14 protein-coding genes are annotated in these 13,366 nt (G+C 71.6%); 6 read left to right on the top strand and 8 right to left on the bottom strand.

The genetic code is table 11. The features are described from left to right. Positions 1–35: 35 nt before the first annotated feature. Entirely contained in the window at positions 36–695 is a 660-nt protein-coding gene (locus AC061S_RS08585) for an HAD family hydrolase (RefSeq protein WP_478685231.1), read from the bottom strand. After that, entirely contained in the window at positions 692–1,681 is a 990-nt protein-coding gene (locus AC061S_RS08590) for an AfsA-related hotdog domain-containing protein (protein ID WP_478685232.1), read from the bottom strand. Before AC061S_RS08590 ends, AC061S_RS08585 begins: the two co-directional genes overlap by 4 nt. Before the next feature lie 202 nt (positions 1,682–1,883). Here AC061S_RS08590 and AC061S_RS08595 point away from each other — a divergent pair, with 202 nt between their 5' ends. Beyond that, positions 1,884–2,531, top strand: coding sequence for a MerR family transcriptional regulator (locus AC061S_RS08595; RefSeq protein ID WP_478685233.1), 648 nt, complete (start codon positions 1,884–1,886; stop codon positions 2,529–2,531). Here AC061S_RS08595 and AC061S_RS08600 read toward each other — a convergent pair. Continuing rightward, entirely contained in the window at positions 2,519–3,151 is a 633-nt protein-coding gene (locus tag AC061S_RS08600; protein WP_478685234.1) for a class I SAM-dependent methyltransferase, read from the bottom strand. The two genes, AC061S_RS08595 and AC061S_RS08600, sit on opposite strands and share 13 nt — an antisense overlap. A 216-nt stretch (positions 3,152–3,367) precedes the next feature. Between AC061S_RS08600 and AC061S_RS08605 the strand changes: the two genes are divergently transcribed. The 5 genes from AC061S_RS08605 (at position 3,368) to AC061S_RS08625 (ending at position 8,878) form a co-directional block, all read left to right on the top strand. Beyond that, positions 3,368–4,021: a DedA family protein gene (locus AC061S_RS08605; protein WP_478685235.1), complete on the top strand. Its 654-nt coding sequence runs from the start codon at positions 3,368–3,370 to the stop codon at positions 4,019–4,021. A gap of 123 nt (positions 4,022–4,144) precedes the next feature. Continuing rightward, complete coding sequence (locus tag AC061S_RS08610; RefSeq protein ID WP_478685236.1) at positions 4,145–4,729, top strand: MMPL family transporter; 585 nt, start codon at positions 4,145–4,147, stop codon at positions 4,727–4,729. Further along, positions 4,690–6,507 carry an MMPL family transporter gene (locus AC061S_RS08615; protein ID WP_478685237.1) on the top strand — a complete coding sequence of 606 codons (1,818 nt, stop codon included), beginning with the start codon at positions 4,690–4,692 and terminating at the stop codon, positions 6,505–6,507. Before AC061S_RS08610 ends, AC061S_RS08615 begins: the two co-directional genes overlap by 40 nt. Continuing rightward, positions 6,504–7,658, top strand: a complete 1,155-nt coding sequence (locus tag AC061S_RS08620) for a hypothetical protein (RefSeq protein ID WP_478685238.1) — start codon at positions 6,504–6,506, stop codon at positions 7,656–7,658. Before AC061S_RS08615 ends, AC061S_RS08620 begins: the two co-directional genes overlap by 4 nt. After that, positions 7,655–8,878 (top strand): lactonase family protein, encoded by a 1,224-nt coding sequence (locus AC061S_RS08625; protein ID WP_478685239.1) that lies wholly within the window; start codon positions 7,655–7,657, stop codon positions 8,876–8,878. The genes AC061S_RS08620 and AC061S_RS08625 overlap by 4 nt, the downstream gene beginning before the upstream one ends. Positions 8,879–8,966: 88 nt before the next feature. Here the strand turns inward: AC061S_RS08625 and AC061S_RS08630 are convergent, their stop codons facing one another. The 5 genes from AC061S_RS08630 to AC061S_RS08650 form a co-directional block, all read right to left on the bottom strand. After that, positions 8,967–9,632, bottom strand: coding sequence for a 4'-phosphopantetheinyl transferase family protein (locus tag AC061S_RS08630; protein ID WP_478685240.1), 666 nt, complete (start codon positions 9,630–9,632; stop codon positions 8,967–8,969). Next, a complete protein-coding gene (locus AC061S_RS08635) occupies positions 9,629–10,519 on the bottom strand; it encodes an AfsR/SARP family transcriptional regulator (protein ID WP_478685241.1) in 891 nt (296 codons plus the stop codon). Before AC061S_RS08635 ends, AC061S_RS08630 begins: the two co-directional genes overlap by 4 nt. Before the next feature lie 21 nt (positions 10,520–10,540). Continuing rightward, the gene (locus AC061S_RS08640) at positions 10,541–11,416 is read right to left on the bottom strand and encodes a UbiA family prenyltransferase (protein ID WP_478685242.1); all 876 of its coding nucleotides are present in this window, start codon (positions 11,414–11,416) and stop codon (positions 10,541–10,543) included. A gap of 199 nt (positions 11,417–11,615) precedes the next feature. After that, a complete protein-coding gene (locus AC061S_RS08645; RefSeq protein ID WP_478685243.1) occupies positions 11,616–12,314 on the bottom strand; it encodes a response regulator in 699 nt (232 codons plus the stop codon). Then, positions 12,298–13,203 (bottom strand): sensor histidine kinase, encoded by a 906-nt coding sequence (locus AC061S_RS08650; protein WP_478685244.1) that lies wholly within the window; start codon positions 13,201–13,203, stop codon positions 12,298–12,300. The genes AC061S_RS08645 and AC061S_RS08650 overlap by 17 nt, the downstream gene beginning before the upstream one ends. Positions 13,204–13,366: the final 163 nt, after the last annotated feature.

A 13,366-nucleotide genomic window follows, 5' to 3' on the forward strand; every position in this document is an offset into this window, starting at 1 on the left:
GCTCCTTATCGAAGGTCGGGCGACTGGGCGGGCGATTACGCGGACGACTGCGTGGACGCCAGCAGTGCGCTCAGCCGCGCCGCCGCCGTGCTCGTGTCGGTGAAGTGGATCGCCGTCCAGCCGGCAGCCTCGGCTCCCGCGACGTTGTGCCCGAGATCGTCGATCAGGACGCAGTCGGCGGCGGGGACCCCGGCTCGCTCCGCGGCGAGCGCGAACATGGCGGGCGAGGGTTTGCGGTGGCCGACCTCGAAGGAGAGGAGGACGTCCTCGAAGAGCTCGTCCACGTCGACCATGCGGCGCCAGTGGGCGTCCCAGGTCGGGACCATGTTCGAGATCATTCCGACGAAGGCGCCGGCCTCGCTCGCCTTGCGCAGCTCGGCCACCCACGCGTGGTTGGTCTCACGGCCGTCGAACCAGGTGTCGGCGAGGGTCGTCAGCTTGCGTCCGGTGATCCCGTGATCGGCCGCCAGCACGGCGGAGATCTCGTCGAGCCACTTCTCCTCGGTGATGAGGGGGGTGTCGATGGGCTCCATCGGGTCGGCCGTGCCGTAGCGGGCGGTGACCTTTCCGAGGGCCTGCCCGAGTGCCTGCTGGTCGAGGTTCTGCGCCGCGCAGAAGGCGGCCATCGTGTGGGAGATCGGGGGTGTCAGAACACCGCCGAAGTCGGTCCAGACGGCAAGGCGCCGCGTACTCACAGGTGGCTCCCGGATGCGGTGGTGACGGTGACGTGGGCGATCTGCTCGCCGGCCTGGACGAAGCGCACCGGAACCGTGCCGGGCGCACCCGAGCCGGGACGGTCCGCTTCGGCCAGGACGGTGTCGTCCAGTTCGGCGAACCGGTCGAACCGGGCCTCGAAGCCGACGGCGTACGTGGCCAGGGGTTCGCCGGTGGCGAGCAGGGCGAGCTGGCGGGCGGCCTCGACGAGGGTCATGGCCGGGAGGTGGTCGTAGACGTGGTCGAAGAGCGCGCGGTTGTCGAAGCGGGGTGTCACCCGGGCCGTGACCGCCTCCGGCGCGCGCTCGGCGCGGGACAGCACGACGTTGAGCGGGTTGCCCCGGCCGACCTGTCCGGGCTGCTGCTGTCCGCTGCCGTCGTCACCCGGTCCGTGGCGGCCGTAGTCCGAGGTCAGGGGCGCCGGGGTGCCGCGCTGGGCGTGCCGCAGCACCTCGTTCTCGTGAGGGTTGAGGAAGAGCACGTCCATCTCGTGGTCGCCGACCTCGACACCGTCCATGAAGTACCGCTGGGCGACCTTGCCCTTGCGGACCCGGCCGCGCCGGTTCGCCTTGCCGGAGTACTCGGTGTCGATGTGCAGCCGTCCCGGCTTCGAGCCGATCTTCAGCGCCGCGAGGCCGTGCAGGTCCATGCGGAAGCTGTCGACGATCATCGTGGTGCCCTGGGACAGGCCCATGTGGGCGTGCGATCCGGCGATCGCGGCCTGCCGGCCCGACTCCAGGAGCAGCAGGGCGTCGTAGAGGGCCGGCTGCTGCACGTGGTCGCTGTAGTAGCCGTGTGTCAGGGGCAGTTGGACCGCGGTGCGTATGCGCATGGGGGTCAGGGGCCTGATGTCGGTCACGAAGACCTCGGAGACGGCGGCCCGGTGGACCAGGGAGCGGTCCACGGTGCGCCCGTAGGTGAGATCGCCGGGCTCCGAGGGAAGCTCCGGAACCACTTCTGTGGTCATACCTGATTCCTTCGGCTCGGTTCTTTGGCTTCCAAGAGGGGGAGTTTGGGTACGGATTGAGCCTGGCAGTCCGGCATGGAAGCGTGATCGTGCGCAAATTCAAGACCGATAAAAGCTGGGCAATTCGCGGACGCGGCGGACTCCGGGCGGGTTGTTGTGGCCGGGGGGTAAACACGGAGGGGAAACGCAGTATCCTGGTGGAATGCGTATCGGAGAGCTGGCGCGGAGTACCGGAGTTTCGGTAGCGACGGTCAAGTACTACGCCCGTGAAGGGCTGTTGCCGTCCGGCGAGCGGACGAGCCCCAACCAGGTGAGCTACTCCGAGGCGCACGCGCACCGGCTCAGGCTGATCCGGGCGATGCTGGAGGTCGGCGGCCTGTCGATCGCCGCCGTCCGCGAGGTGCTCGCCGAGGTCGACTCGCCCCACCGCACGGTCCACGGCATGCTCGGCGTCGCCCAGTCCGCGGTCACCCGCGCCGTGGCCGACCCGAATCCGGAGGGCGACTGGGCGGGTGCCGAGCGCACCGTCGAGGAGCTGGTGCGGCGCCAGGGCTGGGCGGTCAAGCCCGAGAATCCCGGCTGGAAGGCGCTGGTCCAGATCGTCGTGACCTACCGCGACCTGGGCCGGGGCGATCTGCTGTCCCTGCTCGACGAGTACGCGGCCGTGGCCGGACGCCTGGCCGGCGCCGAGCTGGCCGCCCTTGCCCGGGTGCCCAGTGCGGACGGCAAGGTGGAGGGCGTCGTCCTCGGCACCCTCCTCGGCGACGCGGCCATGTCGGCCCTGCGCCGCATCGCTCAAGAGGACGCGTCCGGACGCGTGTCCGCCCGGGTGGAGGATCAGGCGCTGTAGGCGAGCGCGGGTGCCACCAGGGCCAGGTGGTGCACGTGGGCGGGCGGTACGTTCCACAGCACGGTCTCGGTACGGAACCGGTGGCGCCGCAGCGTCCGCTCCAGTACCGCCTGGGTTCCCAGCGTGCGCTCGCGCGTCTCGCCCGAGGTGAGGGCCCGGCGCAGGGGCGGGATTCCGGCGTACGCGAAGAAGGACAGCGTGCCGCCCGGGTTCAGCGAGCCCAGCAGCTGCCCGAGGATGTCCGCCACGACCGGGGCCTCGAAGTTCGCGAAGGGCAGGCCGCACACGATCGTGTCGTACGAGCCGAGTTCGTGGTCCTGGACCAGGCCCGGCAGCAGGCCTATGCGCGAGTCGTCCCGGTAGGTGTGCCGCAGCAGGTCGGCGAACCGCGGGTTGGGCTCGATGAGTTCGAGGGTGTCGAGGGGGCCCAGCGCCGGCTGGATGTACCGGGTCACGGCGCCCGTGCCGGGGCCGACTTCGAGCACGGCGCGCGGCCGGCCCGGACTGGGGATCACGTAGCGGGTGAGGGCCCGGGCCAGTAAGGGACTGCTGGGAGCGATGGCTCCCGTGTCCCGACGGGTCCGGGCGAACTCCTTGAGGAACAGCATCACGTCGGTCATGTGCGCCCGCCTAGACTGGTGATAGGTGATAGTGAATCTATCGATACCTTAGGTTACAGTTCATGTGGAGGCGCGTTCGTCCGCTGCCGAACCGACGCTAGTGACCCGCCGACCTGGGGTCATCACTCACCAATGACCCGGCACATGCCTCGAAAGAGGTAGTGCCGGCCGCCCCGGACCCTTCGCGGCCGGGGTCGAAGGGATGGAGGGGAGACCGTGGACATCAACTCGCTCGTGACCTGGGTCGACGTCACCTCCGGCCTGGCGGGGAACCTGTCGGGCGCGGCCTGCTGGGCGTACGCGATCCTGGCGCTCACGACCCTGCCGCCGCTGCTGCCGAACAACGTGCTGCTGGTCACCAGCGGTGTGCTCGCGGCGCGTGGGGAGATGTCGATCGTCCTGGTCGTGCTGTCGGTGGCCGGTAGCGCGCTCCTCGGCGACCTGCTGATACACCGTTGCGGCCGGTTCCTCGGGGACCGGGCGCGGCTGGGCGCCGTGGCGCGCGGGCGGCGCGGCGAGCTCTTCGAGTGGATGTCCGGGCAGGTGCGCCGGCGCGGCATTCCGTTCGTCGTCGGCGTGCGCTTCCTGCCGAGCGGGCGGTTGCTGGGCGGGCTGGCGGCGGGCGCCGCCGGGTACCCGCTCGGCCGGTTCGCCTCCGGGGCCGCGCTCGCGGAGTTGATATGGACCACGTACTCCGTGGGGGTGGGCTATTTCGGCGGCGCGATCAGCGACGACCCGGTCCACTCGGTCGCGATCGGTCTCGGACTGTCGCTGGTGGTGGGAGTGGTCGCCTCGCTCGCGCAGCGGCGCACCGGCCGGCTCGCACTTCCCGTGCGGAGCACGGCCGGGAATGTGTCGAAAGAGGTATAGCGAACAATCCGAATGTGCATTCCGCGTAATTCCCGACTCTGAAAGAGTCGGGAACCGAACCTGCGCGGGGTCGAAACAATTCAGCAAGCCTGAGCAAAAGCGATACCAGCCAGGGAGAGAAAATTGTTTGCCGCCATCGGAGCATTCACCGCGCGGCGTCGCAAATGGGTCGTGATCGCGGCGGTCGTCTTCACGCTGTTCGCCGGCGTGTGGGGGACCGGCGTCTTCGGCTCGTTCACCGGCGGTGCCGGATTCGACGATCCGGCCAGTGAGTCGGTCGAGGCCGACAAGGTTCTCGAAGGCCCGCTGGGGCGCGAGTCCAACGACCTGATCGTCCTCTACGAGTCGAAGGTCGCCGGCCGGACCGCCGAGGAGTTCGGCGGCGCCGTCCGCTCGGCACTCGACGGCGTCCCGCGCGAGGGCATCGCACGCCTGAGCTCCTACTGGGACCCCGGCGCCCAGGGCGCGGACGCCTACGTGTCGCGGGACCGCACCCACATGTACGCGACCGTGCAGTTCGCCGACGAGAACGACCAGCAGCAGGTCGAGGCGCTGACGAAGATCAAGGCGGAGTTCGAGGCCGAGGGGGTCACCGCCCGCTTCGGCGGCGTGGCCGCGATGACGGAGCAGGTCAACGCCCTGACCGGCTCGGACATCGCCGGGCCGAGATGCTCTCGATCCCTGTCCTGCTCGTCCTGCTGGTGCTGATCTTCCGCAGCGCGGTCGCCGCGCTGCTGCCCCTGGCCGTCGGCACCTTCGTGGCACTGGGCTCCTTCGTGGTGCTGCGCGTGCTGACGATGTTCACCGAGATCTCCAGCACCGTCATCAACGTCATCACGATCCTGGGCCTCGGCCTGGCCATCGACTACGCCCTCTTCCTGGTCAACCGGTTCCGCGAGGAACTGCACGCCGGCGCGGACGTGGACACCGCGGTCCGGCGCGCGACGGCCACGGCCGGGCGCACGGTCGCCTTCTCCGGGCTCGCCGTGGCGATCTCCTTCGCGGGCCTGGCCCTCTTCCCGTCGCGGTTCCTGTCCTCCATGGGCTACGCGGCCGTCGCCGTGGTCTCCTTCGCGGTCGTCGGCTCGCTGACGCTGCTCCCGGCGCTGCTGCGCTACACGGGACACCGCATCGACAAGTGGCGGATCCCGCTGCCGGGCGGCCGGGGCGGCGCGGCGAAGCCGCTGACTCAGGGGCGCTGGTACCGCACCGCGCACGCGGTCATGCGGAGGCCCCTGCTCTCCTCGCTGGCGATCGTCGCCGTCCTGGTCGGCCTCGGTGCGCCGCTGCTCGGCGTCAACTGGGCCCGGCCGGGCGAGTGGGTACTGCCGTCGAGCGGGGACGCGAAGGTCGTCAGCAAGACCCTGGCCGCCGACTTCGACACCAACCCCGGCCGGATCATGACCTCGGTCGTCCGCTTCGACGGCCCGGCCGACCGCAGCGCCGTAGCGGCGTACGCGGACCGGCTGGAGGGGGTCGCGGGCGTGACGTCCGCGACGCCCACGGCCTTCGCGGGCAACGACGCGCGGGTGACCGTGCGGTACGCGCCCGACCCGATGTCCCGCTCGGCCGTGGACCTGGTGCACGGGGTCCGGGACACCGCCGCGCCGGAGGGCGCGAAGACGCTGGTGACCGGTATGCCGGCCTCCCGCGTGGACATCGTCGACATGATCGGCGGACGTCTTCCGTGGATGGCCCTGTTCGTGGCGGTCGTGTCCTTCCTGGTGCTCTTCCTGGCCTTCGGCTCGCTGTTGCTCCCGCTGAAGTCCGTGATCCTGAACCTGCTGTCGCTCCTGGCCACCTTCGGCGCCATCAAGTGGATCTTCCAGGACGGGCACCTCTCCGGGCTGCTCGGCTTCGAACCCATCGGTGCCGTGGACGCCAACTTCCCCGTGCTCATCGTGGCGATCGCCTTCGGCCTGGCCATGGACTACGAGGTCTTCCTGCTCTCCCGGGTGCGCGAGGAGTGGGAGGCCAGTGGCGACCCGGTCGAGTCGATGGCCATCGGGCTCCAGCGCACCGCGAAGATCATCACCAGTGCCGCGCTGCTGCTCGTCGTGGTGGTGGGCGGGTTCACGACCTCGTCCATCCTGTTCATGAAGATGATCGGGGTCGGCCTGGTGATCGCGGTGATCATCGACGCCACGGTCGTCCGGGGCCTGCTCGTGCCCGCCACCATGGCCCTGATGGGCAAGTGGGCGTGGTGGGCGCCGACGCCGCTGGCCCGCTGGTGGTCCCGCTACGGCTTCCGGGAGTCCGCGGCCGAGGAGCGTACGGGCCCTGCGCCGGAGGCCGGTGCCCGCGCCGCCGACACGGCCGGCGCCGCCGACACGGCCGGCGCCGCCGACACGGCCGGCGCCGCCGACACGGCCGGCGCCGCCGACACGGCCGGCACCGCCGACACGGCCGGCACCGCCGACACGGCCGGCGCCGCCGACACCGCCGGCACGGCCGGCACCGCCCACGCCGCCGAGGCCGGGCGATGACCACGGCCCGGCCCGCCGGAGCGTCCGCATCCGGGCGCTCCGCGACCGCGAAGGGTTCCGAGGAGCCGGAGGCGGACATAGCCGCCGGCCCCCTCGGCCCGACGCCACGAACCGCCTCGGAGGGGACGGTCCCCCGACTTCCCTCCGAGGCTGCCCACGGGGCCGCGACCGGGCCGGCTTCCACCGGCCCGGCGATCCCGCAGGCGGCGCCGCGCCCCGTCTCCGGAACTCCCCCGTTCCGGTCCCGGGGCGTGGCGCTCGTCCTGACAGGGGGCGGGGAGGCAGGGGCGGCCGCGGAAGCCGCGGAGGCCGGAGGGGAGGCGGCCCGGGGCGAGGCCGACCGGGCGGAGCATGCCCGCGTGGAGCGTGCCCGGGCGGAGGCCGACCGGGTGGAGCGTGCCCGGGCCGAGACCGACCGGATGCAGCACGCCGGAGCCGTCGCCGCCTGCGTCACCGCCGTCCTGGCAGCCCTGTTCGGCGACTGGGGGAGCTGGTCGGCGCCCCTGGGCGACGGCCTGCCCGGGTTTCCGCTGCCCTGGGGGGTGACCGCGGGGCCGCCCGTGCTCCTGGTCTCGCTGGCGGGCGTCTTCGTCGGCTGGGCCGGCGCCCCCTCCTTCGCACGGACCTGGGCACACACCGCGGCGGGACTCGCCGCCGCCACCGGCCTCCTGGCACTGCTGCGGGGCGGCTGGGGGATGGACGCAGGCTGGGCCGCGCTCGCGGAGGCCGCGCACGCGGGGCTCTTCGGCGTGGTGACGGGGTGGGTACCCGCCCTGGCCGCCTTCGCCATCACCCGGCGGCGAGCCCGCCGGAGCACCGGACTGTCGCCCTACGTGTGGACCACCGGCCTCGCCGCCGGGGCCCCGCTGCTCCTCCTGGGGCTCGGGGTCCTGGGGTCCTCGTCCGTCCCGCCCGCCGGGTGCTCGGCGGCCGAGTGCATCACGGCCCGCGCCGGACTCCTGTTCACCGGCGAGGTCAGCCTGCGCATCGCGCTTCCCGCCTGGGCGGCGTCGGTCGCGGTGCTCGCCCTGGCCCGCCGCCGTGCCCGGATCAGGAACCTGCGCACCGGGTGGCAGGTCCTGCTGGCCCTGGCCGGCGGAGGGCTCGCCGTCCTCCTCGCACCCGGGCTGATCTTCGGAGCCGACCTGTGAACCGCGCCGCTTCCTCTTCTGCTTCCGCTCCCTCTTCTTCCTACGACCGTCGCGGATTCCTCGCGCTCGCCGGGGCGGGTGCCCTCGCGGGGATCGGCTGGACCGGCATGTCCACCGCCGCGGGCGAAGCACCCCGTCCGGATGCCCGCCGCGCCTACATCGGCGGCTTCACGATCGGCGAGTACGGGCTGCCGGGCCTGCCCGGCATCGGGATCGCCGCCGTCGGCGCCGACGGCCGCCTCGACGTCAGGAACTGGCGGCGGGGCATCGTGAACCCCTCGTTCCTCACGCTCTCGCCCGACCGGGCCCGCCTCTACGCCGTCAGCCAGCTCCCGGACGGAGCCACCGGAGCCGTCCACGCCTACCGCATCGACGGGGACCGGCTGCACCCCCTCGGGAGCCCGCGCTCCAGTGCGGGGGCGGCGCCGGTACACCTCGCGGTCCATCCCGAAGGCCGCTTCCTCCTCACGGCCAACTACGACTCGGGGCACCTCGCCGTCCTGCCCGTGGCGGCGGCCGACGGATCGCTGGGCGAGGCCGTGACCGTCGTACGCCACGACGGCCGCGGCCCGCACCCCGACGAGCAGCGCGGCCCGCATCCGCACATGATCGCCTTCGATCCGGCGGGCCGCCGGGTCCTGGTGCCCGACAAGGGCGACGACCACATCCACGTCTACGACTTCGACTCCGCCACCGGCGCCCTGCGCCCGGCCGGAAAGGTCCGGCTCGGCAGCGGCATCGGCCCGCGGCACCTGGTCTTCCACCCGCGGGGAGACCTCGCCTACGTCACCAACGAACTCGGGCACACCGTCACCGTGCTGACCTACGACGCCGGCACCGGAGAGCTCCGCCCGGTCTCCCACGCGTCCGTCGCGCCGCCCGGCATCGACCCCCGCAACGCCCCGTCCGCCGTGCACCTCACGCGCGACGGCGGGCTGTTGATCACGGCCGACCGGGGCCTCGACACCGTCGAGTCGTTCCGGGTGGGCAACGCGGGCCGGACCCTCGCGCTCGTCGAGTCCCAGCCGGTCACCGCCAAGGCGCCGGGCACCCGCTGGCCGCGGGACGTGGCCCTCGACGCCTCCGACCGGTACGTCTACACGGCCAACCAGGCCGGTCAGTCGCTAAGCGCCTTCCGCCTGGACCCGGCCACCGGCCGGCTCACCCCGGCCGCGCCCCCGCTCCCCATACCCAGCCCCAGCTGCGTCCTGCTGCGGTAGCGGGACGGGCGGAAGCAGGAGGAGGGCGGCCCCCGGAACTTCCCGGGGCCGCCCTTCTTCTTCCTGCTGCGCTTCCGGCCGCCGGCCGTCAGGGCCGCCACTGCGCGACGGTGACCCGCGCGTCCGCGCTCCCGGACGCGACCGAAGCCGCGTACCCCTCGGGGGAGCGGATGCTGCGCACGTACCAGTCCCGGGCCGAGCCCGGGACGAGCGCGGCGCGCCAGGGCCCGAAGGCGTGGCCGGTGTAGCGGGGCGGGTCGGCCTCCAGGCCGGTGCCCGCGGCCTTCACGAGTGCCTCGGCGCGCGTCCACTGCTCGAAGCCGTGGGTCGTGCGCACGCCCTGGACGCACGGGATGCGGCTCCAGTCCATGTGCGGCCGTACCCGCTCGATGTCCACTCCGACCGGGACGTCCGGGTCGTCGCCGATCGCGACGACCGCGTACGCCGCCGAATGGGACAGGCTCACCGACAGGGTGGTCCCGTCCGGTCCGTGGGGCACCGGCCGGCCGTGCTCCCGGCTCTCGCAGCGGGCGCAGGACCGGCGGAAGTCCACTTCGGCCGGGTGGATGCCGAGTTCCTGCCCGAGCAGGTTGCGGTAGACGTGGTGGACGGCCAGGTAGCGCAGCCGGTCGGTCGCGCGGCGGAAGCGGGCCAGCCGGTGCCGCTCCCGGGAGTCCATCACCGCGTACGCCTCTTCGTACGGCACCCAGGCCGCGGCGTCCGCGGTCGGGACGGTCCAGATCCGGATGCTCACGCGGCCGGTCCTCCCGCCAGGATGTGGTGCTGGAGCCGGCGCAGGTCGTCGGAGGGCTCCAGGCCCAGTTCCTCGGCCAGCACGTTCCGTACGTGGTGGAAGGCGCGCAGGGCGTCGCCCCGCCGCCCGCTCCGGTACAGGGCGTCGATGAGGCGTGCGTGCAGCCATTCGTTCAGCGGATCCACCGTGACCAGCCGGAGCAGCTCCGGCACGACCTCGCCGTGCCGCCCCAGGATCATGATCACTTCTATCCACAACTGCTGTGCGCGTGAGCGCAGTTCCTCGATGCGGGCGCCGTGGCCCGTCAGGACGCGGCCCCGGGTCACATCGGCCAGCGCACGGCCCCGCCAGAGGCCGAGCGCGGTGTCCAGGCGCTCCAGCGCGGCTTCGGCGTTGCCGGCGCGCAGGTCGGTGCGGGCCTGTCCGTACAGCTGGGTGAACTGCTCCAGGTCCAGCCGGCCGGGGGCCAGGCACAGCGAGTACCCCGTGCCCTCGGTGGCGATGACGCGGCGGACGTCGGCGTCGCCCAACTCCCGGCCCAGTTCCTGGCGCAGGTGGTAGACGTGGGTACGGACCGTGCTGACCGCGGTGGGCGGGGGCGATCCGTCCCACAGCTCCTCCACGAGCGTGTCCACCTCGACGATGTCCCCCGCGCGGACGGCCAGCAGGGCGAGCAGCTTGCGTACCTTGGGGCCGCGCGGGCGGTGCGCCGAGGCGCCGTTGACCGCCTCCAGCGGGCCCAGGATGCGGATGCCGAACCCGTCGTGGCGCATCGCGGCGTCGGTGTCGGCGGTGCCGTTGTCGGTGTCGGCGTCGGTGTCGACGGCGACGCCGGGTCGCGGGTCCGGGCGGCCGGATGCCCCGGGATGGATCTGGCTGTGCCTCACTGTGAATCCCCCGTCGTCGTTTCAGCCGATGGGCTGGGCGAAAGCGGCGAGATGCGCCGCGTACTGCGTGACCATGAACATCCGGTAGGGCAGCCTGCGCCGGGACCGCGAGTCGTCCGACCGCCCCGTGAGCGCCGCGGCCGCCAGCGCCAGCGCCCCGCCCAGCAGGACGCAGGCGGGTACCAGCAGCTGGGGCGAGTCCAGGACGAGGGCGGAGACGAGCAGCCCCGTCCCCACGGTCACGGCGCTCAGCGAGACGACCGCGGCCGTCTTCGGGTACCCCCACAGGACCGTCCAGTTGCGGCGGCCGTGCCGGGCGTCGCCAGCGGCGTCGGAGAAGTCCTTCGCGACGGCCCCGACCAGTCCCATCCACAGGCACATCGCGGTGCAGAACGCGATCAGCGACGGTGAGACCGGGCTCCCGGAGCACACCACCCCGGCGGTGTAGGTGAGGGCGCCGCTCCCGATCACGGTGGCCATGGTGCCGGGGGTGCTGGTCTTGAGGGCGATGCCGGGAGCGGAGTACACGAAGCCGAGGAGGAGCATGCACCCGGTTGCCGTGAGCATCGCCGGGCCGATCCACGCGCCGCCGGTCAGTGCCAGCGCGGCCATCACCTGGGCGGTACGACGGGCGTCGGCGGGCGACAGGGCGCCGCGTCCGATGGGGCGGGTGGAGCCGTTGGCCCGGTCCTCGTCGACGTCCGTCACCCCGTTGAAGAGGTAGACGGACGTCGCCGCAAGCAGCCAGACGGCGGCCCCGCCGAACAGGGCCGGGGGCAGCGTCAGATACGACGTGGCGCCGGCCGTGGCGGCCAGCAGGAATCGCATCAGGAAAATTGCCTGCACCGCTGCCCGGGATTCCTGGAAGCAGAGCAGCAGGACCCGGACCCATTTCACGGGTGCGGACGATGGCGATATCGGTCTTGTGGAACGCTCAATTCCATCGGAAATTATGGGCGTCTTTATCGACATGGCTCGAATATATTCGAGTGCCCCAACCCGGGGCAGACCCGCTGGGAGTAACCCCGATACTCTCAAAGAGGTATGCGGGCGGGCCGGTTGTGTACTGGGCGGGCCAGTTGTGCAGCTTTTAGTCCTATCCCCTTCCGGTTCCGGGCCGGTCTTCCGGCCCTGGCCTCCTGATGAGCCGCGCATCTATTGCCTTGTTCGCCGCGTCGATACGTGATATCGCGCCGAGTTTCTCGAATACGTTGCGCAGGTGCCGCTTCACGGTGCCCTCGGTGATGCGCAGCCGGACGGCGATCTGCCGGTTGCTCAGGGCGGCGGCGACGAACGTGAGCACCTCCCGCTCCCGCGGTGAGAGGGTCTGGTGCGAGGTGCTGAATCCGACGGTGGGAACGCCGCTGCTCGGCAGGGCGATCGTGACGTGCGGATCGCGGGCGGCGGTGTTCCGCAACGCCGCGAGCAGCGATTCGTGCGGGACGCTCTTGTGCAGGTAGCCGCGGGCTCCGTGGGCGAGCAGTTCCTGTACCAGCTGGGCGTCGCCGTGCATGGTCAGGATCAGTACGTGCAGTTGGGGGAAGCGGGTGGTGAGGGCGCGCACGACGGTGGGCGCGTGGTGACCCGGCATTTCCACGTCGAGGAGGACCACGTGGGGTCTGGTGCGTTCCACGAGGTCGGCCAGTCCCTCGGAGGTGTCCGTATCGGCGACGACGGTGAGGTCGTCCTCCGATTCGATCAGCTCGCACAGGGCCCGGCGGAGCAGTGAGTGATCGTCGACGGCGATGATGCGGAGGGGTTCGGCGGCCGGGCGTGGCTCAGTTGGCGTGTGCATGGTTCTCCGTGTCGAAGGGGATGGACAGCGAGATCGCCGTTCCCTGCCTCGGAGCGCTGTCGATGGTGAGCCGGCCGCCCAGCAGTTTGGTGCGCTCGGTCAGGGAGGACAGCCCGTTTCCCCGTCGGTGGGCGTGTGGGTCGAAGCCCTTGCCGTCGTCCCGCACCGATGCGTCGACCCGGCCCGCCTCGACGCGGACCTCCATGTCGATCCGCGAGGAACGGGAGTGGGTGAAGGCGTTGCGCAGGCATTCTCGGAGCATCAGGTAGAGGTCTTCGGTGAGTTCGTCCGGCAGGAGGTCGCCCGGATCGGTCACGTGGATGTCGACCTCTAGGTCTTCCATGGCCATGGCGTTGACGAAGGCGGAGAGCGAGACGTAGAGGGACTGGGTGGCTTCCGCCCGGGTCCGCAGGTCCGTCACGATGTCCCGCGTGGTGTACAGCGTCTCCAGGATGGCCTGCTTCACGGCCTTGAGCCTGGTGTCCGTTCCCGAGTGCTGCCCGGTGAGCTCGTAGAGCTCCAGCTGGCGCAGGGCGAGGCTGGCGGAGCTGCCGATGCGGTCGTGGATCTCGCGGGCCATGCCGTCGCGGCCGTGCCGGGTGGCGTCGCGTACGACGTCGAGCAGGAAGAGGTCGTGCCCGGTGGAGCCGGCTTCCAGCCGCTGGGTGATCGATGACTGCAGCACGGGCAGGATCTTCATCAGGCAGCGCTGGTCTTCGGGTTGGCCCGAAGCGATCCGGATGAGGTGGCTCGTGGCTACCTGGAAGAGCAGGGCCCCGGCGCGCACCGAATGGATGGGTGCGATTCCCTGCGAGATGCGGGCGCCGCTGAGCCTTCGCGTCTTCGCGATGAGATGGGTGTCGAGTGGTTCCTCGGCTCCGTCTTCCATCGCGCGGAGACATTCGGCGAGAATGTGCTGGGCCTGTTCTTTGCAGGTGGCCCATGCTTCCGGGTTCGAGCCTAATGGATTGTGATGCTCGACCAGGGTGTTTCGATAGTCTTCGAGAAGTTCTGGCTGCTGGTCCTTTAATTTCTTTGCTAATCCCTCCTCT

The sequence above is a fragment of the Streptomyces sp. CA189 genome (assembly GCF_056428985.1).